Below are 26092 nucleotides of genomic sequence, written 5' to 3'. Positions count from 1 at the left end.
GCCGTATCTTCGATTCCTTAATAATCGTCTACGCGCATGCATATTCACTGTTTCCAACAGGTACCTTTTGAAGGCTTGGGTTGTATGGCTGACTGGATCAAACAAAAAGGCCACCAGCTCACCTATACCCGCTGGTATGATACCCAACCCGATAGCAGCGCCGCCGCTGCCGCCGACTGGTTCATCATCATGGGCGGACCGATGGGCGTATATGAGCAGGACCAGTATCCCTGGATGCCCACTGCCATTACCCTGATTCGGGAAGCCATCGCACAAAACAAAAAAGTACTGGGCATCTGCCTCGGCTCTCAGCTGATAGCCGCCGCCCTGGATGCTAACGTATATCCGCACACGCAAACGGAACTGGGCTGGTACCCGATAGATTTTACCTTTCAGGACCGCGCCGCCGCCCTCGCATCCGTATTACCACACCGGCTCAACACTTTTCACTTTCACGGCGACACCTTTGATATGCCGGCAGGCGCTACCCGCTTTGCCGCTTCTGCCGCCTGCAGCAACCAGGCCTTTATTTACGGCGACCGTGTTATCGGGCTGCAGTTTCATGCCGAACTGACGCCGGACAGCCTGCAAGCGATGGTAGACCATGGCGCCGGCATTATTGCCCATGGCGGACCATTTATACAAAGCGCAGAAAAAATCCGGCAACACAACAATCTGTTAACCGAAAATAACCGCACCTTGTATCGCCTGCTCGATTACATGGAGGCATTATAATTTAAATACGATTTGTATGAACGCTGCTTTTGATGTATTGATCATCGGCGGAGGACCTATTGGTCTCTCCTGTGCACTGGAGGCCCGGAAAGCCGGCCTGTCCTATATCATCATAGAAAAAGGCTGTGTGGTGAACTCCCTGTTTAACTACCCGTTGTATATGACTTTCTTTTCCACATCGGAAAGACTGGAAATAGGTAACGTTCCTTTTGTATCCATCAACCCGAAGCCTACCCGCCCGGAAGCACTGGAGTATTACAGAAGAGTGGCTACCAGTCATCATATCAATATAAAACTATTTGAAGAGGTCAAACAGGTAACACCTAACGCTGACGAATATACGGTAACTACTTCCAAAGGAACGTACCATGCCCGTCACGTAATACTGGCCACGGGTTTTTATGATATTCCCAACCTGCTGCAGATACCCGGCGAAGACCTGCCGAAAGTAACGCACTACTATAAAGATCCGCACTTTTACGCTACTCAGCGGGTGCTGGTCATCGGTGCACATAACTCCGCCGTGGATGCTGCCCTGGAAACCTATCGCAAAGGGGCTCAGGTAACCATGGTAATCCGGCAGGAAGCCATCGGCAACCGGGTGAAATACTGGGTAAAACCAGACATCGAAAACCGGATCAAAGAAGGAGCTATACAAGCCTATTTCCATTCAACGGTAACGGCTATACGGGAAAATGAAGTGGATATCAACACGCCTGATGGTCCGGTTACCATTCCCAACGATTTTGTGATTGCCATGACCGGCTATCAGCCCAATTTTGAGCTGCTGAAAACCACCGGCATCGCATTATCGGATGATGAGAAAAAACATCCGGCCTACAATCCGCTTACCATGGAAACCAACATGCCCCGTATTTATCTGGCAGGCGTGGTATGCGGCGGAATGGATACCCATTTGTGGTTTATCGAAAACTCCCGGGATCATGCCGGTAAAATCATGGCACACATAAAAAACAACGCCTGATAAAATACAAAGCGGCCGGCAGTATCGCTGCCGGCCGCTTTATTATTAGCTGCGTGATCAGATAATATTCACTTCTCTTTCCAGCTCCACCCCAAATTTTGCGGCTACACTGTCCAGCACTTCCTGCGACAGCTGGTAGATCTCATTCCCCTGCGCGGCGCCATAATTCACCAGTACCAAAGCCTGCCGGGCATGTACGCCGGCATCTCCTTTCCGGTACCCTTTCCAGCCACACTGCTCTATCAGCCAGCCTGCGGCCAGCTTATACCGGTCGTCGCCGGCGGGATAAGCCACCAGCTCAGGATAGGCTGCCTTCAGCTGTTCAAATTTTTCTTTTGCTACCGTTGGATTCTTGAAAAAACTACCGGCATTCCCGATTTTAGCCGGGTCCGGCAATTTGGAGGAACGGATATTGATCACCGCCTGGCTGATTGCCTGAATGGAGAGATCCTGTACGCCCATGCGTTGCAACTCTTCATTAATAGCGCCATAGCTGGTATTAAATTGCGGTTGTTTACGCAACCGGTAGGTGACAGACAGGATCGCAAATTGCTGCCGGTATTCCTTCTTAAATACACTTTCCCGGTAACCAAACCGGCAATCTGTGTTATTGAAATGTACCACCTCCCGGTCCTGCAGGTGCAAGGCTTCCAGCTCATGGAATACATCTTTGATTTCCACGCCATAGGCGCCGATATTCTGCATCGGGCTGGCGCCCACATTACCCGGTATCAGCGAGAGATTCTCCAGTCCTGCCAGCTGCTGCGCAATACAATGCTGCACAAAGCCATGCCAGCTTTCTCCTGCTCCTGCTTTCACATATACGTAGTCGTTATCTTCTTTCACCACGGCAATACCGCGGATATCATTTTTCAATACCAGTCCGTTGTAATCGCCGGTAAACAGCAGGTTGCTGCCTCCACCCAGTATCATCTTCGGCAAGTCCTTGTCTGTAACCATTGCCAATACTTCCGATAATGCTGCTGCGGAGTCAAACGTCCTGAAATAGCGGGCTATAGCTGCTATGCCAAACGTATTGTATGATTTAAGCTGAACATTCTCCGATAAGCCCATATTAAGTTATCTTTAGCCAAAGATAAATGAAGAAATAACGAATTACCAATTCAGCATGGCTGATCCGGTTAAAAATGCGGGTAAAATCCGCTGTAATCATCTTCCGGAAAAAGCATATTGCCTGATTTCATTTGCTATATGATGAACAAAACTGCTATCGTTATCGGCGCTACCGGTCTTACCGGCACCCACCTGGTGGCGGCTTTGCTGCAGGACCCTGCCTTTGGAAAAGTAAAGGTACTGGTACGGCAGCCCTGGGCCCACCAGCGGGAAAAGCTGGAGACCATACTGGTAGACTTCAACGATGAAACACAACTCGCCGCCGCCTTACACGGCGACGCACTTTTTTGCTGTATTGGTACCACCATCCGGAAAGCCGGCAGCCAGGAAACTTTCCGCCAGGTGGATTTCGATATTCCCGTAAGATGTGCCACCATCGCACACCGCCAGGGTGTCCGTCAATTCCTGCTGATCTCGTCCATAGGTGCAGATAACCGTTCCCGTAACTTCTACCTGCGTACCAAAGGCGAAACAGAAGCAGCGATCCTGCAAACAGGATTCGTCAGCACCTGTATCTTCAGGCCCTCTTTCCTGATCGGACAAAGAGAAGAATTCCGGTTGGGAGAATGGATCGCCAAATACCTGATCCAGCTGTTCTACTTTTTACTACAAGGTAAATGGAAAAAATACCGGGGTATCAAAGCCGCTACGGTTGCCCATGCCATGGTCATGGCTGCCAAACAGGACGACACCGGCACCCATATATTTGAATCAGACGCTATTCAGCAAACAGGCGCTTAATCCCCGGGCAGGTATAATTATCTACCTCCCGGTAAAGCTATTTTTATACCCCGGAAAAGAAAATCCAGCCCATCCTCATTTCCGGAATTCCTATCTTTACGCTCTATGAAACAGTTCAGATTCTTACTGGCAACCTTTGCTGTAGCTATACTACCCGTCACCTTATCTGCTCAGGTCAATAAATATTATCCGGACATCTGGAAAGAGCAGCCACAGGCCCGTACGACGGTTACTACCGCCGACCCATATACGGTAGCAGACCATAAGATCGTATACGATTTCAATGTCACCAACCGCGACAAAGCAGAAGGCTACGCCAATTATAAAACGATCTATAAAAGTATCCACATCAACACTAAAATGGGGGCAGACAGCCTGCTCCAGATTGTGTTGCCGCTGGAAGCCATCGAATCACTACGGGGCCTGCGGGTACGGGCAGTATTCCCGGACGGCCATGTCACCAACCTGCAGGATCAGGCCCGGAAGTTTCCCATGACCGATGGCCGCTCTGCCATTGTTGTCAACAACCTGGCGCTGCAGACTGGCTGTGACCTGGAATATGAACTGATCCTGAAAATGTCGTCTGATTATACCGGCGCAGAATACCTGCAGTCCGGCATTGCGGTACAACAGGTAGACTTTATGCTGGTATCACCCAAAGAAATGCAGTTTAAAGTGGTGGGTAGAAACGGCGTATTGCCCGGTACCGACAGCACTGCAGGTAATATCCGCTTCCAGCTTTTCTCACTGAAACAGGTACCAGCCCTCCCTGTCAACGACCTGTTCTTTTATCTGCCCCAACTGCAACGGGTGGATTTTGGGCTGCAACAAGTGGTTTACGGTAAAGACACTACGAAAAGAACGTGGCAACTGTTTGGGGAAGCAGCTTATGTTCCTTATGTAGCCGTTAGTAATACAGAATACAAACAACTGGAGCGGGAAATGGCCAGATGGCCGTTTATGAAATACCGGCTGCCCATGTCTCAACTGATTTATCAGGTAGAACATTTCATCAAATCCAACTATGCACTGACCTATTACGGAGATGCTTATGAGTCAAGCAATCTGACAGATATTATCCGTAATAAAGAGGCCTCCAGAACCGGGTACGTGCGCCTGATGACAGCCGCCTATTACCTGCTCAATATTCCTATGCACGTGTTGTATACCAGCTCCCGCGACAGCATTCCACTGGATCCCCAGCTGGTAAATGGCGCAATGGCCCGTAACGTGCTGCTTTATTTCCCTACCGAACAACAGGCCCTGGCGCCACTGGAAACCAACACCCGTTATCCTTGCTACCCGCCGCTCTGGAGCAATACACTTGCGCTCCGCTGCCGGGATAGCCTCGTAGGCAAAGAGAGTAAAGTGCTGACCGATTTCATCACCACGCCCAGCCCTTCCTATACCCTGAGCAACGTGAGCCTGGATGCGACCCTGCCGTCACTGGATACACCGGTATGGCAGATTACCCAGTCTTTTGGTGGCTACCCTGGCGAAAATGTGAAGGCGGCCTTCTCTAAAGTCAGCAATGAAACAGAACGTAACAGTGTGTATAACGCCATATTGCCGTTTGCGGCCGGCACACGCAGGCCCATATCCGTTAATGCTTCCAACGAGAAATTTACCATACAGACACTGGAAAAACCGGTAGTCGTAACCAGCACCCTCAGTACGCCTTCCCTGGTGGAACGTACTCCCGTACAGATCAATATCAAGCTAGGTTCACTGCTGGGTGGTACCCAGCACTATGATATGGATCTGCCTCCCGGTAATCTGCCGGTGCAAACCGCCTTTCCGTTTTACCAGGAAAAACGGGTACACATCAACATTCCGGCCGGATACAAAGTAGCCAACCGGGATGATTTCAATGCAGAACTGGGAACAGCAAATGTATTAGGGTATAAAATGCGTTGTGAAGTGGTCAATAATCAGGTACATATCTTCATTATCGAATGGTACCGGCAAACAGATTTCAGCAACAATGCCAAACAATCCTTTGCGCAAATGATCGGTCGTATCAAGGTATTGCAGCGGCAGGAGCTGATCCTGGCTAAAGAATAACCACGGCTATACGCAGTCCACATCCGGTACAATCACCACCGAACGGAATCTTTTTTCTGCCAGGAGATGCACAAAGAATTCACGCAACACCTGTTTTACGTGTGTAATTACACGGGCTTCGCGGGGTAATTTGATGAGCATCTCCTGCAGGTAGTTATTCCGTACCCGGGCTACCAGCGGCGCCGCAGGTCCTACCAGCTGAGCGCCGATATGTGGTTGCAGCCAGTTTGCCAGTATCTGCGCAGCCTGTTCCACGACCTGTTGATTTTTATGACGTAAGGTGAGTTTCAGAATTCTGGAAAACGGCGGATAACCAAATAACTGTCGTTCTTCGATTTCCGCTTCATACATGGCTTTATAATCATGTGCCATGACATAATGTAAAATAGGATGCCGGGTATTGCTGGCCTGTATCAATACTTTTCCCATACCATGTTTACGGCCGGCACGGCCACTCACCTGCTCCATCAGCTGAAAAGCCCTTTCATTTACCCGAAAATCGGGATAGCTCAGCAAACTGTCTGCACTCAGGATACCTACCAGATTTACATTTTCAAAGTCAAGCCCTTTCACCACCATCTGCGTACCTACCAGGATATCTACTTCCCGGTCTTCCAGCAGTTTAATCAGTTTATTATGACTATCCTTGTTACGTACGGTATCCACATCCATGCGGGCAATCCTGGCCTGCGGGAAAACCTGTTGCAGGTCATCTTCGATCTTTTCGGTACCAAAACTTTTAGGTTCCAGTGTCTGAGAGCCACAGGCAGCACAGGTATAAACATAAGGATAACGGGTACCGCAATAATGGCAATGCAGTTTATCCTGGTTACGATGATAGGTCAGCGACACATCACATTGTTTACAATGTGGTATCCAGCCACAGGTAGTACACAGTAGAAAAGGCGCATAACCACGCCTGTTCTGGAAGAGGATGACCTGCTTTTCCGCGGCGATACTTTCTGCAATGGCATTTTTTAGTGCCTGCGAGAAGTTACCGTCCATCGTTTTCTCTGTCATCTCTTTCTTGATATCCACAATATCGATGGCGGGCATCTCCATACCACCAAAGCGCTCGCTCAGTTCTACCAGTCCATATTTTCCCTGCCGGGCATTATAATACGATTCCAGTGCCGGTGTAGCAGAGCCCAACAGCACTTTGGCCTTGAATAAACCTGCATAATAAATAGCTGCATCCCGCGCATGGTAGCGGGGAGCCGGGTCCTGTTGCTTGTAGGAGGCATCGTGTTCCTCATCCAGGATAATCAGTCCCAGGTCCATGAAAGGCAGCAACAGGCTGGAACGTGCGCCCAGTACTATTTTGATTTCAGCGTTCTTTACCTTGTTCCAGATTTCTACCCGCTCATTATTATTAAAGCGGGAATGGTAAATACCGATGGTACTACCGAAATGTTTCTGCAACCGCCGGATGATCTGTGCCGTCAGCGCAATTTCCGGCAGCAGGTATAATACCTGTTTACCGGCAGCCAGACAGTCTTCCATCATTTTCACATACACCTGCGTTTTACCACTGGAGGTAACGCCATGCAGCAGTGTCACCTGTTTTTCTTTCAGGTGTGCACGCACCTGTTCCAGTGCCACAGCCTGTGCCGGGCTCAGGTCAAAGTCGATCAGCGTCTCTGCTTTATGGGCAGGAATTCTGTCGACAGTGCGTTTTTCTACCCACAGTATCTGTTTATCTACCAGGCCTTTTAACTGAGCGGTGGTAGCACCGGATTTTTTCAGGAGTTCCTGTTGCAATACCTCACCCTGTGTTTTCTGCAGATGCAGATAGGCTAACAGGAGTTCCATTTGTTTGGGTGCGCGGCCCATTTCATTAAAAAGAGCCGCCAGCTGTGCTTCTTCCTGATAGGAGGCATGCAGCTGTATATAGTTTTCTTTTTTCTCGCGGTATACTTCTTTTAATTCTTCATATACCAGCAATACTTTTTTTTCAATCAGTTTTTTGATGACAGAGTAGACTTCTGATTTATCGAGAATCAGCTGTACTTCTTCTATCCGCAGCTCTTTCCGGATATGCAGCGCTTCCGCTATCATATATTCATCGTCATCGAGTGCCGTGAAATCTTCGCCGTAGGCGTCATTGAAAAGCAGCAATGTTTCGCTGGATAATTTGAGATGCGCCGGCAATGCGGCATTCAGCACTTCTCCTTCGCTGCACATGTAGTAAGCAGCAATCCAGCTCCAGAAAGATAATTGGGTAGGATATACCACCGGATCCTTGTCCAGTATATCCAGTATGGGTTTGGTTTTATAATCCGCAGGCGCCTGTTCATGAATAGCCTTGACAATACCGGCATACTTTTTCTGTTTGCCCAGTTGTACCGCCACCCGGCTTCCTACCTGCAACACAGCTTCCATATTGTCCGGAACGGCATAAGTATAATTCCTGGGTAATGCCAGCGGCAATATTACATCTGCATATTTCATCCTACTTGCTGCAAGGTTGGGTAATGATGGTACTGTCGTAAAGCAGTATCCATAATATCATATACCTGTTGTTTCAGGGTATTGATATCATCGAGGGTAAGACCTTCCACAGGTACGGCGGGCAGGAACACCACCCGGCATTTACCGGGCGACAAATGCATCGGTCCCTTATGGGGTAAGCGTTCGCCGGCATCGAGATACAGTACCGGTTTCAGGGGTATCTGCATTTCAATGGCCATCCGGAAAGCCCCGTTGTGGAAAGGACGAAGCGGCTGATTACTTTCATTGGTAGTGCCTTCCGGGAACATGAGTATAGAAATACCTGCTTTGAGGGCACTCATCATTTCACGTACACTTCTGGCTCTGGCAGGCGCATTGGAGCGATCTACCGCCACTACTGAATTTTTATAGATAAATCCGAAGAACGGAATTTTAGACATCTCCACTTTTCCCAGCGGCCGGAAAGGCAGCCGCATTACTTTTACAGCAATGGCAGCATCCAGATAGGAACGGTGATTGACCACATAGATACAGGGTTTATCATCTTCTTCGGCCAGGTATTTACGGCTAACCCACATGCCCGCCATTGGAAACCATACATGCGCCCAGAAGCGCAGGAAATAGAAAATGATGTTTCCTCCTCTTTCTTTTCCCAGTAAGGATGCCAGGAAAATAGGTGGCAATATTAAAAACATAATTCCCAGAAAAATGATGGCGGCGTATACAACATAGAGAACACGCAACGGCTTCAAAATAAAATTCATAAACGCCCCTTAAAGTGGTTTAAATGAGGTGGAAAACTACGAAGAAATTAATAATTACACAGCAAGAATTGCGCACTTCCGGGAATGTGCGCTTTCAGGAAGGACCCGGAAATACGGTTTAATTACTTACAATCATCACACGTCCAGTCTTTATCCAGGTCGATACAGGTAATTACTTTGGCATTATTTTCATCACACGGCGCAAATACAACCCGCAGGTGTTGTCCTTCATTGGAATAACCTTCCAAAGCATAGGTAGGGCAAGGTTGATCCTCCGGATTGGATTTTTCCATATTTACGGACCCGTCGGTCAGTATTTCCTGGACTTCTGTTTTGGTGACCTCCCGGCATTCCATCCGGCAAATGGCATGTTTGGTATACTCCAACCGGGAACGACGGTTCAGTACGCCGACGGCTTCGGTAGTACCAGGCGCACGGGTAACAACGGGCTTACTTCTGCCGGGCAGCGGTGCGTGGGTATCTTTCCACCATTGCTGCTGCCAGCCGGCTACCAATAACAAAGCCAGTAACAGTACCGGAAGGTATTTTTGCATCGATTTCATATATATGTAAGAAAAGCGGCGTAAAATACTTAAAATTCCTTACCAAACTATGACGTAAAAAGTTGCTACCTTTGCCCTCCTTTATGGAACAGGTAAAAACAGTAGCATTTCATACACTCGGCTGTAAGCTGAATTTTTCAGAAACCTCCACTTTGAGCAGGTTGCTGGAACAGGATGGGTTTGTAAAAACAGATTTTGATGGCGCAGCCGATGTATACGTTATTAACACATGTTCGGTGACCGATAATGCCGACAAGGAATGCCGTCAGCTGGTACGCCGCATCCAGCGCCGCGCGCCGGAGAGTATGGTGGTGATTACCGGTTGCTACGCCCAGCTGAAGCCTAAAGAAATTGCGGCCATTGAAGGCGTGGACCTGGTGCTGGGTGCCGCCGAAAAATTTAACATTGGCGCTCACCTGAAAACACTGACCAAAGGCGACAGCACAAAAATCTGTTCCTGTGATATTGAAGATGTAAATACTTTTCATGCTTCCTATTCTCTCAACGACCGTACCCGTACGTTCCTGAAAGTACAGGATGGATGTGATTACAACTGTTCTTTCTGTACCATCCCGATGGCCCGCGGTAAAAGCCGCAGCGACAGTGTTGCCAATGTAGTGGAACATGCCCACACACTGGCTGCAGGCGGTGTAAAGGAAATCGTACTCACGGGTGTAAACCTCGGCGATTTCGGCAAAGGCCTGGAAGGCGGTAAGAAAAGAGAAGAAACCTTTTATGAACTGGTACAGGCACTGGACCAGGTAGCTGGTATCTCCCGTTATCGTATTTCTTCCATTGAACCGAATCTGCTGAGCAATGAAATCATTGAATTTGTTGCCAACAGCCAGAAGTTCATGCCACACTTTCATATTCCACTGCAAAGCGGCAGTAATGAAATACTCGCACTGATGCGCCGTCGCTATCGCCGGGAACTATATGCCGAAAAGGTAGCGCTGATCAAACAATTTATGCCACATTGCGCCATCGGTGTAGACGTGATAGTAGGCTTCCCTTCTGAAAGCGATGCCCAGTTCCAGGATACGTATAACTTCCTGCATGAACTGGATGTATCCTACCTGCACGTGTTCACTTATTCAGAACGCGCCAATACCCATGCCCTGGATATACAACCGGTAGTTCCTGTGAATGTGCGCCACGAACGCAATAAAATGCTGCGTAACCTGAGCCACAAAAAACTGCAGTTCTTTACCGAACAGCATCTGGGTGAAACCCGCAAAGTGTTGTTCGAATCACACAACAAAGAAGGCATGATGGAAGGCTACACGGATAATTATATTAAGATCACCACTCCTTTCCGGCAGGAATGGGAGAACCAGATCGTAGACTGGCATCTCCGTTAAAAAAATTTATTGCTGTAAGACGGTCGCTGATTTCGGAAATCCGGGATCAGCTTTTACTTCTTCTACCTGCAGGGTATGCCTGGCTGTATGTGCCGCATCGAGCAGGAGCAACTGATATACATCTATATAGCCCAGTGCCGGATGCTGCGTAACATGGTTACGTAAGTCATCGGAAGTATTGGTCACATAGTCAATCAGCTGATCGCGCTGTGTGGTAAAAGCATTGATGGTGGCTGCATTGGAGGTAAAAGTACGTTTCGGTGAAACAACTTCCGGCGCCTTGAATTTACGGCTGCGGTCTTCTATGTTTTTCAGGATAGCTTCATCTGTTACTTTTATTTCTGCTCTTTTTTCAGGATTAGCAGGTGTTTGCAATACTTTCTGCCCGTTTTCCATAAACATTTTTTCTGTCAGCACAATGTGTTCCACACATTCAATGACTGACCAGCGGTCGGCAGCAGGCTTGTATTCCAGCTGGGCATCGGTCAGGCCTTCCAGGTCTTTCAGCAGCCGGGCCTTGGTTTGCTGCAACTGTGTAATCAGTACGGATTTGTCGTCACGGGTAGTAAGATGAGTGGGAATGGTGAAGCCATAGAACACAGCTATCAACAGCAGTACTTTTTTCATCGCGATAGTTTTAAGTGCCAGTAAATAAGTAATCGGAATAGGTAAAAGTTACGAAAAAGAGATGAGCTGCAGAAATTCTTCCCGGCTGATAAAGCCCGCACCCAGAGAAGCCAGGTGATCGGTATGTACCTGGCAGTCGATCATGGTTAACTCCTGCGCATAGGTTTGTACAAACGTTATAAAGGCCGCCTTTGATGCATTGCTCACATCTGCAAACATGGATTCACCGAAAAAGAACCGATCGATTTTAACCCCGTACAGACCCCCTACCAGCTGTGTTCCCTGCCAGCATTCCACTGATAGGGCATACCCGGCTTTGTGCAGGCGGATGTAGGCTGCTTTCATTTCGGACGTAATCCAGGTGCCGGTCTGGCCCGGGCGTGGAATACGGCTGCAGCGGTCAATCACGGCGGCAAAGTCTTCGTTGAAGGAAATACGGAATTGTTTTTTCTTCAGTACCTGCCGCATACTGGCGGATACTTTCAATTCGTCGGGGAATAATACAAAACGGGGATCGGGGCTCCACCACAAAATCGGGGGTTCATCGTACCAGGGGAAGATACCGGAACGGTAGGCGAGCAATAATCTTTCTACAGAAAGATCCCCCCCAACAGCCAGCAAGCCGTCGGATGATGCCAACTGAACAGGAGGAAAAACGAGTTGTTTATTGAGACGAAAAACGGGCATATTACCAAACTAACTACCGGCAGCTGCGGCTATTTATCAGCCATTTCTTCAATAGTGGCACTCAGGCCTCTTTCCAGCAAAGCTTCGCATAGTGGGCGCAATTTGATGTATTCGCCCTGTTTTACGGCATATTTTCCGTTAAAATGGATGATCAGTGCACATTGTTCTGCCTGTTCATGAGTATGGTTACATACCTCCATCAGCGAGGAAATCACCCAGTCAAAGGTGTTTACCTCATCATTCCATACCACCAGGCTAAACGGAAACTGTTCGTCTTCCGCCACCAGCACATCCGTCAGTTCCTCCGGTAATCCTTCTATACTTGTACGATCGCTCATTTTTAAAAAAAGCTTTATGCAAAATTACATGGATTATTCGTTAATTTATTCATCTTTGGCAGAATAGGGAACACAATGATTTATGGATTTGTTTTAAATTAATGGTTATGATGAATTTGCTGCATGGCTCGGTTTTACTGATGGATACCAATTTACCGTTAAAGGATCCGGTACCCATTTTTTCTTTGGTATTGTTTATCATCCTGCTGGCGCCTATCATCCTGCGGAAATTTCGCATCCCCAGTATCATAGGCTTGATTATAGCAGGTATGCTGATAGGTGACCATGGGTTTAAAATTATTGAAAAAGGAAGTATTGATCTGTTTGGGAAAGCCGGACTGCTCTATATTATGTTTCTGGCAGGATTGGAGCTGGATATGACTGAATTCCGGAAGAACCGTTACCGTAGTATGGTTTTCGGCGCTTTCACTTTCTTTATTCCATTGCTCATGGGGTTTGTGGTATGTACCTATGTACTGCATTTTAACTTCATGGCTACCCTGCTGGTATCCAGCATGTTTGCCACCCATACGCTGGTGGCCTATCCGCTGGCCAGCCGGCTGGGCATCACTAAAAATGAAGCGGTGACCGTAGCGGTAGGTGGTACCATTATCACAGATACGGCGGTATTGTTAATACTGGCCATCATCACGGGCGCGCAGGCCGGCAACCTGAATACTTATTTCTGGGTACGGCTGGGCATCTCCCTGACCATCTTTGCGGTCATCATTTTATGGCTGATGCCTATGCTGGGCAGGTGGTTCTTCAAAAAAATAAAGGACGATAAAACATCGCATTTCATATTTGTACTCGCATTGGTATTTGCAGCAGCCTTCCTGGCCGAACTGGCAGGTGTAGAAGGTATTATCGGCGCATTTCTGGCGGGACTTGCCCTGAATCAGCTGATCCCCCATACCTCTCCACTGATGAATCGTATTGAATTTGTAGGTAATGCCTTATTCATTCCGTTTTTCCTGATCAGTGTAGGTATGCTGGTGGATTTACGCGTTCTCCTGAAAGGGCCGGATGCGCTGATCATTGCAGGCGCCCTTACCCTGATGGCGCTCAGCAGCAAATGGCTGGCGGCCTTCTTTACGCAGTTGTCTTTCAAATACAGTGCTACCCAACGCAATGTCATCTTCGGATTAAGCAGTGCACACGCAGCCGCAACCATCGCTGTTATTCTCATTGGTTACAACATGGGCATTGTAGATGAACATATCTTGAATGGTACCGTTATACTGATTCTGATCACTTGTCTGGTAGGTTCCTTTGTCACAGAAAATGCAGGCCGTAAGCTGGCCATCCAGGAAGCGGAACGGCAACCGGAATTGCCGGATCAACCAGAACGTATACTGGTACCGGTTTCCAACCCTGACCGTATAGAAGCCTTGCTGGACTTTGCCGTGATGATCAAGGACACCCATGCCCGCACGCCTATCTATCCGCTGGCCGTGGTTCAGGATAATGCGGAGGCAAAGGAAAAAATTCATGTTACCAATAAAATGCTGGAGAAAGCCGTCATTCATGCGGCGGCTACAGAAAGTGAAGTGCAGGTAGTGACCCGTATAGACCTCAACGTATCGGATGGTATTGCCCGCGCGGTGAAAGAACTGCTGGTATCCGATGTGATACTGGGCTGGACAGATAAAACCAGCACCACTGACCGCTGGTTTGGAAACATCTTTGGTACCACCATGGATAACGTATTGCAAAGTGTATGGGAAACCGTGTATGTGTGCAACTTCCAGCATCCGTTGAATACCACTAAAAAAATGGTGCTGGTGTTATCGCCCAATGCCGAATATGAATTAGGCTTTTCACATTATCTGCAAAAGATGTTTATGCTGGCGAAACAGGCAGGCGCTAAACTGCTGGTGTATTGCCCCGCGAAAACACAAAAAGCTGTGGAAAACTTTGCCGGCCAGACGAAGATGAGTGTAGACCTCAGTTTCCGCCAGTTCGACAACATCGAGGATTTCCTGATTCTGTCCAGAGAAATTACGAGAGATGATCTGGTAGTGGTGGTGACAGCCCGTAAGAGTACGCTCTCTTATCATGCTTATATGGAAGGTATTCCCGGCAAACTGGATCGTCATTTCAAGGAGAACAATGTGATCCTGTTGTATCCGGAACAAACAGAAATTGATTTCCTGGAAGCAGGCTTGCAACCGGAAGATCTTACGCTGGCGCCTATTCAGGAACAGATTGCCAATCTTAATAAACTGGGTAAGGCCGTAAAACGCATTTTTAAGGGCAAATAACCCCTTTAATCATAACGCATGATACAGATAATCAACAATGCTGTATCATGCGTTTTTTTATGCAGCTGATGCATGTTATTTGCTGCATCGCAAACGCGCTTCCATCACCATCTTTCCCGATAATTATCTACAATAAAAAAATCATCCGCTGTCAGTGATCAGCCAATGTGTAAATAAAATCTGTTTTGTAATTTTTGTTGAGAGAGAAAGTTCTATAGAGAGAGAGATAAAAGTGGGAGTTGACGGATTCGAACCATCGACCCTCTGCTTGTAAGGCAGATGCTCTGAACCAGCTGAGCTAAACTCCCCTTTAAAGAACTTTAATGTTGTGTTGTAGTGTGGGAGTTGACGGATTCGAACCATCGACCCTCTGCTTGTAAGGCAGATGCTCTGAACCAGCTGAGCTAAACTCCCGATAAAATAAGACCTAAAATGTTGTAGTGGGAGTTGACGGATTCGAACCATCGACCCTCTGCTTGTAAGGCAGATGCTCTGAACCAGCTGAGCTAAACTCCCGTTTTTTTCTTCGTATCCCTTCGTACCTTTCGTTCGATTGGATCGCAAAGGTATAAACTATTTTTATTCTACCAAATAATTTTTAAAAAAAGAGCAAAAAACCTGTAACACCTACCTCCTATCAACCTATTCAAACTCCTTACAGCAAAGCGTTTCAGGGTTTACAAAAATACTAATCAATTTCATAACAAACAAAATACTTTTGAACATTTACAACTAAATTAAATCTGTAATGTGTGAAAAAGGTATTATCCGACCTGCATAAAAAAACCCGGAGATAACGACTGGTTATCTCCGGGTCCGGGTGTTATATATTGCTTGCAGTTATTTCTTTTTCTTCTTCTCTGCTTTTTTCACGAATCCACCTTCAAAAAAACATTTGATGCCCCGGTAGGCACCGCAGCCACCAATTTCCCGGATACTTACCCGGCCATTGGAAAACTGGAAAGAGAGTCCGCAGGAAGATTCCTTGTCTTTGAATTCGCCCCGGTTACCGGCAATGAACGTGCCTTTACCACTCAGTTCTCCCTTACAATTGCCATTGTCTTTAGAGAAGGTAATAAAGAACTGGAACGTCTTCGCATCTTCTCCATCGCGGATAGACACAATGTTCATCTCACCGGAAGTATAATCGCCGGAAAATTTATGTTTCCGGGGTAAGGTATCTATCGGGTTAAAGATTTGTCCGGGGGTGGTAGGGCCGTTGGAATTCGTCATGATCAACGTAATGCTGCCATCATTGTTGATCATAAAAAAGTCTTCTTTCAGCGCCGTACGGCTACCCGTCAGCTTTTTCTCCGTATTGATTTTAAGTACATTTTTGCTATCCAGGTTAAAGGAGGTGGTGGTACCATCGCTGCTACCGGTATTGGCTACGCGTATACGGCTCAGGTATTTTCCTTTTTTATCCAGAAAACACAGGTAACCGGTAGTCTGGTTTTTACCGGCTACTTTCAATACCAGGTAATCCACTACGGCGCCGGATATACGTTGTAAAGGAAAGATTTTTACTTTTTCATTGCGACCGAAAGTACCTGTGGTCAGGGTATCGGTTAAAAACTGACGTACTGCTGCAGTATCCAGCGCGAGAGAGTCTGCCAGTTTCAGCTGCAGGCTGTCTGCAGCCAGTTTATAAGGCAAGGTACCTGGTGTGAATAACGCCTGAAAATCAGCCAGTGTCATCGGTTCTTTTGTACCGTCACCGGATTTTTGTTTGTTTTTGCAGGCTGCCAATATACCGATTGCCAGTATTACTAGTAAGAAACGCTTCATTATAAAATTTAATTCTGGGCGAAAAGTTAGATATAATTTTTATATGTGCGCTGCTAATTTCAAAAAACATACCGGATAGGTAAAAGTTCAGATTTATTATTTAGATTTGTCTAAATAATATTTTAGACGTCATGAACTTATCGATCGCGGAAGAGAATTATATCAAGTCTATTTACAAGCTGCAGGAAGGCGATGCCGTAGTAACCACCAACGCACTGGCCTATGAACTGGAAACCAAACCTGCCTCTGTAACAGACATGGCAAAGAAGCTGAAAGAGAAAAAAATGATCGATTATGAAAAATACAAAGGCATCACGTTGTCAGCAGAAGGTAGAAAAGCTGCCCTGCAAATCGTCAGACGTCACCGGTTATGGGAATGTTTCCTGGTAGATAAGCTGGCTTTCAGCTGGGAAGAAGTACATGAACTGGCGGAAGAGCTGGAACATGTACGCAGTGAGAAACTAACCACCCGTCTCAGCGAATACCTGGGCAATCCCATCATCGATCCGCATGGAGACCCGATACCGGATGCCAACGGAAAAATCACCAAACCACGGCCACAGACATCCCTGGATCAGGCCAACGCCAAAAGACTCATCGTGACTGCCGTATCTGATCAGTCTACCGCCCTCCTGGCTTTTTTGAATGCCAAAGGCATCAAACTGGGTACACAGCTCGAAATTGTTGCACACTACGAATACGACAACTCAATTGAAATAAAATTAAAACAACAACCTGCCATCACCATCAGTGAACAGGTAGCGAAAAATATTATGGTAAGACCGGTATAAGCGAAATAAAACAGGCAGCAGTGCGCAGCAAAAGCAGGGCAGATTTATATTTTCCGGCCGCTTCTTCCTGCAGCACGCACCAGCAATAGTTCCCTTGTACAAGGCGGATTAAATAACTAGTCATGCATATCCAGGATACGTCAGCTTCCCTCAGTGAGGTACATCAAAGTATAGATATCAACAGCAAAAAGTCGAAATGGAAAAAGATCTTCGCATTTTTAGGACCGGCCTACCTCGTGAGTGTAGGTTATATGGACCCCGGCAACTGGGCCACCGACCTGGCTGGTGGTAGTCAATATGGCTACAAGCTGCTGTGGGTACTGCTCATGAGTAACCTGATGGCCCTGTTGCTGCAAAGTCTGAGTGCCCGCCTCGGCATCGTCCGCGGCAGGGATCTGGCCCAGGCCAACCGCGAAACCTATCCCCCTGTTATCAACTTCATTTTATACTTACTCGCAGAAATAGCCATTGCCGCCACCGATCTGGCAGAAGTACTCGGAATGGCCATTGGTATACAACTCCTGACCGGCCTGCCACTGATATGGGGCGTGAGTCTTACCGTACTGGATACCTTCCTCCTGCTGGTACTGCAACGGTATGGCATCCGCAAAATGGAAGCGTTTATTATATGCCTGGTAGCCATTGTAGGCATTTCATTCCTGGTAGAACTCATCCTGGTAAAACCACAGATGTCTGAAGTAGTAAAAGGTTTTGTACCCTCCATACCGGATAACACTGCCCTCTACATCGCCATCGGTATTATCGGCGCCACCGTGATGCCACATAACCTCTACCTCCACTCTGCCCTCGTACAAACCCGGAAAATAAAACGGGATGACAAAGGAATCAGGCAGGCCCTAAAGATGAACTTTCTCGACAGTACCATTGCCCTGAATCTGGCTTTCCTCGTAAATGCCGCCATCCTGATACTGGCCGCCGCCGTATTCTTTAAAAGCGGACGTACCGACGTGGCGGAAATACAGGATGCACACGAACTGCTCGATAAACTGCTGGGCAGCAAACTGGCGCCGGTGCTCTTTGCCATCGCCTTGATTGCCGCCGGACAAAGCTCCACAGTCACCGGCACCCTCGCCGGACAAATTGTAATGGAAGGCTACCTGCGGCTACGCATCAATCCCTGGCTGAGAAGACTGCTCACCCGGTTGCTGGCGATCGTACCCGCTTTGATTACCATCCTCATTGCCGGCGACAAAGAAGTGGGCGCCCTGCTGGTATTCAGTCAGGTGCTGCTCAGTATGCAGCTGGGATTTGCCATCATCCCGCTCATTCACTTCGTCAGCGACAAAAAAACCATGGGTATCTATGCTATCAAACCGGTGGTGAAAATACTCAGCTGGGCCATTACCGCTTTATTGGTGTACCTTAATATGCGCATGGTATATACAGAAGCCATTGGTTATATCACCGGCTCCGGCAATATTTTCGTAGACGGTATTATCATTGCTGGCGGTGTTGGTTTCATGGTGCTGCTCCTCATCACCATCCTGTATCCGCTGCGCAGCCGCTACCGGGAAGATGCCAATACCGGCATCCATACGACCCAGGTATCTATCGGCGAACTGGAAAAACCGGTCTATCATCGCATTGCCATGGCACTGGATTTCTCCAAAAAAGATGAACAGATCATCACCAATGCCATTGCTCACGGCAACGAACACACGCAATATATCCTGATTCATATTGTAGAAAGTGCCTCCGCAAAATATTTCGGTAAAGACTCGGATGACTTTGAAACCCGGAAAGACCAGGAACAGCTGGATACCTATCTCCGGTTGCTGCGTAACCGTAATATAACCGCTACCGGTGTACTGGGCTTCCGCCACCGCGCCAAGGAAATTGCCCGTATTGTAAAGGAAGAAAAAGCCGACTTCCTGGTATTGGGCGGGCACGGACATAAAGGTTTCAAAGACTGGTTATACGGCGAAACCGCCAACCAGGTAAGACACCAGGTGACCATCCCCGTACTGGTGGTACAATAAACCGGCAGCCGGAAACAGGCGTTCCATCGCTTGTTTCCGGCTATGATTCCCCATATTTATCTGCTGATTATTCGCTAATTTACTGCTACTAATACCTCCCTCATGACTCATTCCTTTCAGCCTGGTGACACCCGGCACTTCACCCGCCTGGTACGTCCGGAAGATTGCGCCGCCTTCGACAATGGCCAGGTACATCCGGTATATGCCACCTTTGCACTGGCACGTGATGCGGAATGGTGCTGTCGTTTATTTGTACTGGAAATGAAAGATGCCACGGAAGAAGGTATCGGTACCCGTTTGACGGTAGAGCACCATGCGCCGGCCCTCGCCGGCAGCGAGGTTACTTTCACCGCTACCATCACACAACTGCATCATCATGAAATCACCTGCAGCTATGAAGCTTTTGCCGGCAGCCGGTTAATTGCCAGTGGTATACAGGTACAGAAGATCTTGAAAAAAGAAAAGCTGGAACGCCTGTTCGCAGCCCTGTAATAAAAAGCATTACGCATTTCCTGGAAGGCCTGTACAGCTGCTGACTGTTCATTTTCCTGGAAATGCGTAATACTGTTGTACTTACTAATTAACCCTTTGTTCTTGCTATTGTGATATGCCTGTCTGTTGGTACTTACTATTTTCTACAGCCCCAAAGCTGCTTTTAATCTTGGATAGCCGGTTTTACTCACCAATACTCTTGCCCCGCTGCGTAAGATGGCCAAATGGTTTTCTTTTTCATAAGGATCAATACGCGTTACCTGATTCACGTTGAGTATATAGGAGCGGTGTACCCGTGTAAATTGTTGCGGGTCCAGTGTTTGCTCAAAAAAAGACATGGTCTTGTTTTTCAGAAAGCTACCTTCCTGGGTCACAATTTTCACATAATCATCTGCTGCCTCCAGGTAGTGAATATCGTGTACGGGAATGATTTTTATTTTGCCATTGATCTTAATTACCACGCGGTTGCTTTGCATCGGCGCCGCAGCAGCTGTTTCCAGCAGGGCTGTAGTGGCTGCCTGTGTAGTAGCGTGCTGGTCCAGCCATTTTTGTACGGCTTTATCAAAACGTTCACTGGAAAAAGGTTTCAGCAGATAATCCACGGCATGTACTTCAAAAGCACGGATGGCATGTTCTTCGAATGCAGTGGTAAAAATCACGGCTGGCATATGTTCTACCAGTTCCAGCATTTCAAAACCGGTGATCTTGGGCATCTGTATGTCGAGAAAAATAATATCCGGCTGATGTTGCTGAATAGCTTTCAGTCCTTCAAATCCATCATTACATTCCTGTACCACCTGTATTTGCGGAAAGTTCATCAGGTATTCCTTTACCACTTCACGTGCCAGCGGCTCATCGTCAATTATTACTGCTTTTATCATGGGTTTGCGGTACTTTAATTAATGTGGTATAAATATTTTCATGGGTAGCTGTTTCCAGCAGATCCTGCCGCGCAAACAACAGGTAAAGACGGCGGCGGATAGATTTCAATCCGAACCCGGTGCCTCTGTTAGGTTGCTCCATCTGGTAATCGAAAGGATTCTTTACTTCGATATACAGCATTTCATCTGCTGCCCATGCTCTTATAGTGATGGCAATTTCTTCCGTGGTATCGTATAAACCAAATTTAATGGCGTTTTCCACTACCGGCTGCAGCAACATAGGTGGCATCTGCATATTTTCCGCCGAAGGATCATGTATAACGTTGGTGGTTAAACGATGTCCGAAGCGTACCTGTTCTATATCGAGGTATAGCTGCAGGTATTGCAGTTCATCCAGCAGGGAAACCCATTGCACATCTTCCCGTTTCAGCGATCCGCGGAGAAACTCCGACAGTTTCAGTACCATTTCCCGGGCCTGTTTGGGCCGTAGCATAATCAACGCGTTGATAGAGTTCAGGCTGTTGAACAAAAAGTGTGGTTGCAGTTGCTGCCGTAATTTGAACAACTCGGCTTCACGCGCAATCTTTTCTACCGTATCTTTTCGCTCGCGGGCATCCTGCTTTTCTGCTTCATCGTACCAGATCTGGCTTCTCAATCCAATACCTGTTACAATCATGATCCCTACAATGTAATGGATAGGGATGGCATTATTCAGCCAGCGTATATAGGCGATGTCGGTTTCGTAGGTTGTTACCAGTATCCAGCGGGCGAAGAAAACCCATAATGCTGTCAGCAGCGTACTGATTAACCCTACATACCCAAACTTCATGGTACCCGCACCCGGGCGATAATAGGCCAGATTACGGGTGATGACAATACATACTGCACCTAAGAGAATAACGTGTACAGAACTATCGGTAAATGCCATACCAGGTGTGAAATCGAACCAATAGTAGAGTAACCCGGCATATAACAACAGCCATACAGCGAAAGAGGTTACCAAAGCCCACCAGGCACTTCCTTTATATAATTGTTTGGCCAAAACGCAGATTTATCATTTATACATTCAACTCAAAATATTGTTGCCCCTGCAGCTGGGCTGATTTCATCTGCAGCCAGGCGATGTAGGAATTGGGATCTCCCGGCTCTTCGATACGGGAATACAATTCCATGCCATCTGTCAGCTGATCCAGGGTATATACTTCCGGTACATTGATAAATTTCCATTGTACCAGTTCCTGTTGTTGGTTTTTAAAAGCGTATTGTTCCTGCATCCCTATTTCGCGGGCTTTTTCGCAGGCGTCTTTTTTTGTGACAGCGCTGATCAGCCTTAATTGTTCATCAAACTGCGGGGTATGGTTACCATTGCCACAGATGATCTGATATACTACTTTCGCAACAAACCAATGCATATAATAAGGATTTAAAAGTTGGACGAGATATGTGTTAGTTATAAAGACGATGATGCCGCTTAACGATAGCTTTTGATTTCCACTCCGCCGCAGACACAGGTTCCTTTCAATACCAGTACTTTGTCTTTATCGGCAGCTTTCAGCAGCTCCATCGGACGTTTGTCTTCAATGCCACCCATAATGGTGGTCAAGTCATCCAGTTTAATCGTCCAGTGGGAAGGCACTACAATTTCACATCCACCGAAAATAGCTGTGATATCCAATACGGCTGTACCGTTGATGTCTGCCTGCATAAAATTGATATCGCTGCCACCGAAAATGGAGGTGACAAAACCACCTTTAAAATCTTTTGATACCACTACCCGGTCGAGTCCACTGAAAATAGCAGTTGTATTGATGGAATCTTCGTTGCTCATGGATTTCCCGTCGTACCAGCGGCTTCTGTATTGGTACTGGTATTCATCGGCCTTTTTTTTAGCATCGTCCCGGTGACTGTCATCGTGGTAATCATCTCCATAGTCGCCATGGCCGCCAAAAATGCCATTTCCTTTTGTATCGTCAAAAACATTGTTTCTTTTAATGAGTACAACCACTCCTACCACAATCAGCACCACCGGCCAGATAAACCGGGCTGTATTATAGGGCCAGTGCAATATATCGCCAGCCAGGAATATGCCGCCTATCAGCACCATGATGAGCCAGGCGCCTCCTCTGAAACCATGCTGAATACCTACCAGTAAACCTATACCGATCACAATCATCTGCCACGAAAAAACCCAGTAAGGGATATCCAGGTCAAGGCGTTTCAATAACAAGCAAGCACCTATGATAATCAGAATCAGCCCTCCGACTCCGCGGCTTCTTCCCTTTGCTTTGTTAATTTCTTCGTTTCTCATTTATTAGATTGTTAATGATACAAAAGTAGGGTGGTTACCATTGCTGCTCAAGGAGCATTAGGCTAATAAAGTGTGACGACCGGTAAAAAGCAGGAAAACGACGGTAAAAAATCCGAAGGATGGAAAAAAACAGGTGAAGGGCAGGAATAATCATTGCAGGCATAGCCTTTGACCTCCTGCCCGGATACCTACATACTAAATTTCAACCGTTACCAGGGCCTCATTACCGGCCAGCCTGGTCAGGGTATCTTTCAGCTGTTGTACCATTGGATCAGGTCCACAGATATAAAAATATTGTTGAAAATCAGTTATATGTGCTTTCAGATAAGCTTCATCAATCACCTGATGATCGTACCCCGGCACCTGTTCCTGGGTGAGGGTGTTGATAAAACCGGGGCCCAGGAGCTGTTCAAACTCTGCTTTCAGTATAATGTCCGCCGCAGTTTTGTTGGAACAGATCAGGCGGTTGTTGCCCAGCCGGCCTTCCTGCTCCAATGCCCGGAAAATGGCGATAAAAGGTGTCACTCCGGCGCCGCCGGCGATAAATACCCCTTCTCCTTTATAATGGATGGCGCCCCATACATCATGCAGGATCAGCTCATCACCAGCCTGGAGTAACCCCAGTTGTTCGGTAACACTGTGATGATCATCATAGATTTTGATGGTAAATTCCAGGTGAGCCCAGTCATTCAGACCGGTGAAAGTAAACGGGCGGCGCTCTTCCTCCCATCCTGGTTTATTGATGGCTACTTCCGTAGCCTGGCCGGGTACAAAACGATATCCTTCCGGCTTTTCCACTGTAAATCTCTTTACATTATGGGTAACCGGGGTAACAGCTACAATTTTTACGATATGGCTTTCCATTGGTGTGGGTTTTCTTAGGCATTAAAGTAACAAATTTTTTCCCTCACTGCAATGCACCCGCTAACAAAGGCGCCAGTGCGGTCGCCCACCGGGTATAGTCCTTCCCGGAAGGATGCAGCCCGTCTGCAGCCACCAGGCTGGTATCTGCCGCCGCTTCCCGGGTAAAAGGAGTGATATCCAGGTAAGCCACACCCCGATGGTGTGCAATGGCTTTATTGGCTGCGTTGTAGGCATCTATTTCTGCCGCAATTTTCAGGCGGTCACGATCGGCAGCAAAAGGGGTTACCCCCCAGTCGGGAATAGACAGTACCGTAACGTGTGCGGGTATATGATCTGCAAAAGCAATGGCTTTTTCCAGCAAGGCTTCAAATGCTGCTTTATAGGCTTCCACGCTATATCCCCGGTATTGATTATTGACGCCAATCAATAAGGTGACCAGGCGATAGGTGCCCGTCAGCTGTGCTTCCCGGATGCCCTGTTCCAGTTCATCGGTCGTCCATCCGGTAGTAGCTACTATCCGGGGATCATCTACCTTAAAACCTTTGCTGCGCAGGATATTGACAACCTGCACCGGAAAACATTCCGTAGCGGGTACGCTTTCACCAATGGTATAACTATCGCCCAGGGCGAGATAAGAAACAGGTGGTATGCTGGTATTCATGTTTGAGTGGTTGAAAAAAATGTGCAGTAAAATAACATTAATCCTAACATAAGCAAAAAGTTATATACTGTGAAGATTTAACAGAATAAAAGGCTATAACATACCCCACCTTTAAACTGAAATGCGTTACCTTTGCACCCGATTACAACATTACGTAACGCATAAAGAAACCGTTTTATGCCGGCAGAAAAAATATCGATGAACAACGGCCTGTTACAGGTCCCTACTCACCCAATCATTCCATTTATAGAAGGCGACGGAATTGGTCCGGATATCTGGAGAGCCAGTGTACGTGTATTTGACGCAGCTGTGGAAAAAGCCTATGGCAATGATCGGAAAATTGAATGGAAAGAAGTACTGGCGGGTGAAAAAGCCTTCCAGGAGACTGGAGAATGGCTGCCAAAAGCAACACTGGAAGCATTGAAAGAATATCTGGTGTCTATCAAAGGCCCGCTGTCTACTCCCGTAGGTGGTGGTATCCGTTCCCTGAACGTGGCCATGCGCCAGGAACTGGACCTCTACGCCTGTGTACGGCCTGTACGCTGGTTCAACAAGGTTCCTTCTCCCGTGAAACATCCGGAGAAAGTTGACATGGTGATTTTCCGTGAAAACACAGAAGATATCTATGCCGGCATAGAATACATGACAGGTACTCCTGAAGCGAAAAAACTGCTCGATTTCCTGCAAAACGAAATGGGTGTTAACAAAATCCGTTTCCCGGAAACTTCTTCCCTGGGTATTAAACCGGTATCCATAGAAGGTACGGAAAGACTGGTACGTGCTGCCATCAGCTACGCACTGGAACACAAACGTCCTTCTGTTACCCTGGTGCACAAAGGCAACATTATGAAATACACCGAAGGTGGTTTCAAAAACTGGGGCTATGCACTGGCAGAAAAAGAATTCGGCAGTCAGGTATACACCTGGGAACGCTGGGAAAAAACCAAAAAAGAACAAGGCGAAGAAACAGCTAACAAAGAGCTGAAAGTAGCACTGGCAGAAGGTAAATTGCTGATTAAAGATGTGATTGCAGACAACTTCCTGCAACAGATCCTCCTCGCTCCTCAGGACTACTCCGTAGTAGCTACCCTGAACCTGAACGGTGACTATATTTCTGATGCACTGGCTGCTGCAGTAGGTGGTATTGGTATCGCTCCCGGCGCCAACATCAACTACAATACCGGCTACGCCGTATTTGAAGCTACCCACGGTACAGCGCCACGCTTTGCCAACACCAACACCATGAACCCATCTTCTGTCATCCTGAGTGGTGTAATGATGCTGGAATACATGGGCTGGAAAGAAGCAGCAGACATTATCGTACATGGCCTCAGCACTGCCATCATGCGCAAACGCGTAACCATCGACTTCTACAACCTGATGGACGACGCCACCCTGGTGAAAACCAGCGAGTTCGCGGATGAAGTGATCAAGCAAATGCACTAATACGCGTAAAGCGTACCTATAAAATTGTTGAAGCGGAGAAATAAGCAATTGTTAAATATTGCCTGTTTCTGCGCTTCAACAGCTTTGTGCCCAACCGTTATCTGCCCTTAATTTTGTTTTTTTCCCAGCTATTCGTATTTTTCGGGA

At 47.3% G+C, this 26092-nt stretch carries 24 protein-coding genes and 3 tRNA genes; 10 read left to right on the top strand and 17 right to left on the bottom strand.

The annotated features are described in order from the left end of the window. Positions 1-36 precede the first annotated feature (36 nt). Positions 37-735, top strand: a complete 699-nt coding sequence (locus OL444_RS09170; protein WP_264733517.1) for a glutamine amidotransferase-related protein — start codon at positions 37-39, stop codon at positions 733-735. A 16-nt stretch (positions 736-751) separates the two neighbouring features. Beyond that, entirely contained in the window at positions 752-1720 is a 969-nt protein-coding gene (locus OL444_RS09165; protein ID WP_264733518.1) for a YpdA family putative bacillithiol disulfide reductase, read from the top strand. Positions 1721-1777: 57 nt separating this feature from the next. Here the strand turns inward: OL444_RS09165 and murB are convergent, their stop codons facing one another. Beyond that, on the bottom strand, positions 1778-2794 hold the full coding sequence (gene murB / locus OL444_RS09160; RefSeq protein ID WP_264733519.1) for a UDP-N-acetylmuramate dehydrogenase: 1017 nt from the start codon (positions 2792-2794) through the stop codon (positions 1778-1780). Between the two features lie 138 nt (positions 2795-2932). Here murB and OL444_RS09155 point away from each other — a divergent pair, with 138 nt between their 5' ends. Together OL444_RS09155 and OL444_RS09150 are read left to right on the top strand one after the other, a co-directional pair. Then, the gene (locus OL444_RS09155) at positions 2933-3595 is read left to right on the top strand and encodes an oxidoreductase (protein ID WP_264733520.1); all 663 of its coding nucleotides are present in this window, start codon (positions 2933-2935) and stop codon (positions 3593-3595) included. Between the two features lie 105 nt (positions 3596-3700). Then, positions 3701-5659 carry a hypothetical protein gene (locus OL444_RS09150; RefSeq protein ID WP_264733521.1) on the top strand — a complete coding sequence of 653 codons (1959 nt, stop codon included), beginning with the start codon at positions 3701-3703 and terminating at the stop codon, positions 5657-5659. A 6-nt stretch (positions 5660-5665) separates the two neighbouring features. Here OL444_RS09150 and priA read toward each other — a convergent pair whose 3' ends face one another. From priA to OL444_RS09135, 3 genes are all read right to left on the bottom strand, one after another. Beyond that, entirely contained in the window at positions 5666-8110 is a 2445-nt protein-coding gene (priA, locus tag OL444_RS09145) for a replication restart helicase PriA (RefSeq protein WP_264733522.1), read from the bottom strand. After that, positions 8107-8874, bottom strand: coding sequence for a lysophospholipid acyltransferase family protein (locus tag OL444_RS09140; RefSeq protein WP_264733523.1), 768 nt, complete (start codon positions 8872-8874; stop codon positions 8107-8109). Before OL444_RS09140 ends, priA begins: the two co-directional genes overlap by 4 nt. A 122-nt stretch (positions 8875-8996) precedes the next feature. Continuing rightward, positions 8997-9428, bottom strand: coding sequence for a DUF4258 domain-containing protein (locus OL444_RS09135; RefSeq protein ID WP_264733524.1), 432 nt, complete (start codon positions 9426-9428; stop codon positions 8997-8999). A gap of 92 nt (positions 9429-9520) precedes the next feature. On the opposite strand from OL444_RS09135, the gene mtaB reads away from it, so the two are divergent. After that, positions 9521-10798, top strand: a complete 1278-nt coding sequence (gene mtaB / locus OL444_RS09130) for a tRNA (N(6)-L-threonylcarbamoyladenosine(37)-C(2))-methylthiotransferase MtaB (protein ID WP_264752016.1) — start codon at positions 9521-9523, stop codon at positions 10796-10798. A gap of 6 nt (positions 10799-10804) precedes the next feature. Here the strand turns inward: mtaB and OL444_RS09125 are convergent, their stop codons facing one another. Genes OL444_RS09125 through OL444_RS09115 form a run of 3 tightly spaced genes read right to left on the bottom strand, consistent with a single transcriptional unit; the run spans position 10805 to position 12450 of the window. Further along, on the bottom strand, positions 10805-11425 hold the full coding sequence (locus tag OL444_RS09125; RefSeq protein ID WP_264733526.1) for a DinB family protein: 621 nt from the start codon (positions 11423-11425) through the stop codon (positions 10805-10807). A 48-nt stretch (positions 11426-11473) separates the two neighbouring features. Continuing rightward, positions 11474-12112 carry a leucyl/phenylalanyl-tRNA--protein transferase gene (gene aat / locus OL444_RS09120; RefSeq protein ID WP_264733527.1) on the bottom strand — a complete coding sequence of 213 codons (639 nt, stop codon included), beginning with the start codon at positions 12110-12112 and terminating at the stop codon, positions 11474-11476. Positions 12113-12141: 29 nt separating this feature from the next. Further along, positions 12142-12450: an ATP-dependent Clp protease adaptor ClpS gene (locus OL444_RS09115; RefSeq protein WP_264733528.1), complete on the bottom strand. Its 309-nt coding sequence runs from the start codon at positions 12448-12450 to the stop codon at positions 12142-12144. Positions 12451-12557: 107 nt separating this feature from the next. On the opposite strand from OL444_RS09115, the gene OL444_RS09110 reads away from it, so the two are divergent. Continuing rightward, positions 12558-14714 (top strand): cation:proton antiporter, encoded by a 2157-nt coding sequence (locus OL444_RS09110; protein WP_264733529.1) that lies wholly within the window; start codon positions 12558-12560, stop codon positions 14712-14714. Between the two features lie 233 nt (positions 14715-14947). On the opposite strand, the gene OL444_RS09105 is transcribed toward OL444_RS09110, so the two are convergent. The 4 genes from OL444_RS09105 to OL444_RS09090 form a co-directional block, all read right to left on the bottom strand. Beyond that, a tRNA-Val gene (locus OL444_RS09105) sits at positions 14948-15022 on the bottom strand. A gap of 31 nt (positions 15023-15053) precedes the next feature. After that, a tRNA-Val gene (locus OL444_RS09100) sits at positions 15054-15128 on the bottom strand. Between the two features lie 27 nt (positions 15129-15155). Next, a tRNA-Val gene (locus tag OL444_RS09095) sits at positions 15156-15230 on the bottom strand. 324 nt (positions 15231-15554) lie between these two features. Then, complete coding sequence (locus OL444_RS09090) at positions 15555-16502, bottom strand: hypothetical protein (RefSeq protein WP_264733530.1); 948 nt, start codon at positions 16500-16502, stop codon at positions 15555-15557. 131 nt (positions 16503-16633) lie between these two features. On the opposite strand from OL444_RS09090, the gene OL444_RS09085 reads away from it, so the two are divergent. From OL444_RS09085 to OL444_RS09075, 3 genes are all read left to right on the top strand, one after another. Next, positions 16634-17293, top strand: coding sequence for a metal-dependent transcriptional regulator (locus OL444_RS09085; protein WP_264733531.1), 660 nt, complete (start codon positions 16634-16636; stop codon positions 17291-17293). 122 nt (positions 17294-17415) lie between these two features. Then, positions 17416-19293, top strand: a complete 1878-nt coding sequence (locus OL444_RS09080) for an Nramp family divalent metal transporter (protein ID WP_264733532.1) — start codon at positions 17416-17418, stop codon at positions 19291-19293. A gap of 102 nt (positions 19294-19395) precedes the next feature. Continuing rightward, complete coding sequence (locus tag OL444_RS09075) at positions 19396-19785, top strand: thioesterase family protein (protein ID WP_264733533.1); 390 nt, start codon at positions 19396-19398, stop codon at positions 19783-19785. Between the two features lie 143 nt (positions 19786-19928). On the opposite strand, the gene OL444_RS09070 is transcribed toward OL444_RS09075, so the two are convergent. From OL444_RS09070 to OL444_RS09045, 6 genes are all read right to left on the bottom strand, one after another. Beyond that, positions 19929-20666, bottom strand: a complete 738-nt coding sequence (locus OL444_RS09070; RefSeq protein WP_264733534.1) for a LytR/AlgR family response regulator transcription factor — start codon at positions 20664-20666, stop codon at positions 19929-19931. Continuing rightward, complete coding sequence (locus tag OL444_RS09065) at positions 20644-21708, bottom strand: sensor histidine kinase (RefSeq protein WP_264733535.1); 1065 nt, start codon at positions 21706-21708, stop codon at positions 20644-20646. The genes OL444_RS09070 and OL444_RS09065 overlap by 23 nt, the downstream gene beginning before the upstream one ends. Positions 21709-21724: 16 nt before the next feature. Beyond that, positions 21725-22078, bottom strand: coding sequence for a DUF4288 domain-containing protein (locus OL444_RS09060; protein ID WP_264733536.1), 354 nt, complete (start codon positions 22076-22078; stop codon positions 21725-21727). Between the two features lie 59 nt (positions 22079-22137). Next, entirely contained in the window at positions 22138-22974 is an 837-nt protein-coding gene (locus OL444_RS09055) for a LiaF transmembrane domain-containing protein (RefSeq protein ID WP_264733537.1), read from the bottom strand. Between the two features lie 195 nt (positions 22975-23169). Beyond that, positions 23170-23838, bottom strand: a complete 669-nt coding sequence (locus OL444_RS09050) for a ferredoxin reductase domain-containing protein (protein ID WP_264733538.1) — start codon at positions 23836-23838, stop codon at positions 23170-23172. Between the two features lie 43 nt (positions 23839-23881). Beyond that, the gene (locus OL444_RS09045; protein ID WP_264733539.1) at positions 23882-24499 is read right to left on the bottom strand and encodes an SGNH/GDSL hydrolase family protein; all 618 of its coding nucleotides are present in this window, start codon (positions 24497-24499) and stop codon (positions 23882-23884) included. A gap of 177 nt (positions 24500-24676) precedes the next feature. Between OL444_RS09045 and icd the strand changes: the two genes are divergently transcribed. Beyond that, a complete protein-coding gene (gene icd, locus OL444_RS09040) occupies positions 24677-25945 on the top strand; it encodes an NADP-dependent isocitrate dehydrogenase (protein WP_264733540.1) in 1269 nt (422 codons plus the stop codon). Positions 25946-26092: the final 147 nt, after the last annotated feature.

Origin of the sequence: Chitinophaga nivalis (assembly GCF_025989125.1) — a bacterium.
Taxonomy (GTDB): Bacteria; Bacteroidota; Bacteroidia; order Chitinophagales; family Chitinophagaceae; genus Chitinophaga; species Chitinophaga nivalis.
Note: the sequence above shows the minus strand (reverse complement) of the source record. Positions and strands in the feature narration are given on the sequence as shown.

Bases quoted from the DNA above. Each gene is read 5' to 3' on its own strand.
- OL444_RS09170 (WP_264733517.1), top strand. From the start codon at position 37: ATGCATATTCACTGTTTCCAACAGGTACCTTTTGAAGGCTTGGGTTGT.
- OL444_RS09165 (WP_264733518.1), top strand. From the start codon at position 752: ATGAACGCTGCTTTTGATGTATTGATCATCGGCGGAGGACCTATTGGT.
- murB (WP_264733519.1), bottom strand. From the start codon at position 2,794: ATGGGCTTATCGGAGAATGTTCAGCTTAAATCATACAATACGTTTGGC.
- OL444_RS09155 (WP_264733520.1), top strand. From the start codon at position 2,933: ATGATGAACAAAACTGCTATCGTTATCGGCGCTACCGGTCTTACCGGC.
- OL444_RS09150 (WP_264733521.1), top strand. From the start codon at position 3,701: ATGAAACAGTTCAGATTCTTACTGGCAACCTTTGCTGTAGCTATACTA.
- priA (WP_264733522.1), bottom strand. From the start codon at position 8,110: ATGAAATATGCAGATGTAATATTGCCGCTGGCATTACCCAGGAATTAT.
- OL444_RS09140 (WP_264733523.1), bottom strand. From the start codon at position 8,874: ATGAATTTTATTTTGAAGCCGTTGCGTGTTCTCTATGTTGTATACGCC.
- OL444_RS09135 (WP_264733524.1), bottom strand. From the start codon at position 9,428: ATGCAAAAATACCTTCCGGTACTGTTACTGGCTTTGTTATTGGTAGCC.
- mtaB (WP_264752016.1), top strand. From the start codon at position 9,521: ATGGAACAGGTAAAAACAGTAGCATTTCATACACTCGGCTGTAAGCTG.
- OL444_RS09125 (WP_264733526.1), bottom strand. From the start codon at position 11,425: ATGAAAAAAGTACTGCTGTTGATAGCTGTGTTCTATGGCTTCACCATT.
- aat (WP_264733527.1), bottom strand. From the start codon at position 12,112: ATGCCCGTTTTTCGTCTCAATAAACAACTCGTTTTTCCTCCTGTTCAG.
- OL444_RS09115 (WP_264733528.1), bottom strand. From the start codon at position 12,450: ATGAGCGATCGTACAAGTATAGAAGGATTACCGGAGGAACTGACGGAT.
- OL444_RS09110 (WP_264733529.1), top strand. From the start codon at position 12,558: ATGATGAATTTGCTGCATGGCTCGGTTTTACTGATGGATACCAATTTA.
- OL444_RS09090 (WP_264733530.1), bottom strand. From the start codon at position 16,502: ATGAAGCGTTTCTTACTAGTAATACTGGCAATCGGTATATTGGCAGCC.
- OL444_RS09085 (WP_264733531.1), top strand. From the start codon at position 16,634: ATGAACTTATCGATCGCGGAAGAGAATTATATCAAGTCTATTTACAAG.
- OL444_RS09080 (WP_264733532.1), top strand. From the start codon at position 17,416: ATGCATATCCAGGATACGTCAGCTTCCCTCAGTGAGGTACATCAAAGT.
- OL444_RS09075 (WP_264733533.1), top strand. From the start codon at position 19,396: ATGACTCATTCCTTTCAGCCTGGTGACACCCGGCACTTCACCCGCCTG.
- OL444_RS09070 (WP_264733534.1), bottom strand. From the start codon at position 20,666: ATGATAAAAGCAGTAATAATTGACGATGAGCCGCTGGCACGTGAAGTG.
- OL444_RS09060 (WP_264733536.1), bottom strand. From the start codon at position 22,078: ATGCATTGGTTTGTTGCGAAAGTAGTATATCAGATCATCTGTGGCAAT.
- OL444_RS09055 (WP_264733537.1), bottom strand. From the start codon at position 22,974: ATGAGAAACGAAGAAATTAACAAAGCAAAGGGAAGAAGCCGCGGAGTC.
- OL444_RS09050 (WP_264733538.1), bottom strand. From the start codon at position 23,838: ATGGAAAGCCATATCGTAAAAATTGTAGCTGTTACCCCGGTTACCCAT.
- OL444_RS09045 (WP_264733539.1), bottom strand. From the start codon at position 24,499: ATGAATACCAGCATACCACCTGTTTCTTATCTCGCCCTGGGCGATAGT.
- icd (WP_264733540.1), top strand. From the start codon at position 24,677: ATGCCGGCAGAAAAAATATCGATGAACAACGGCCTGTTACAGGTCCCT.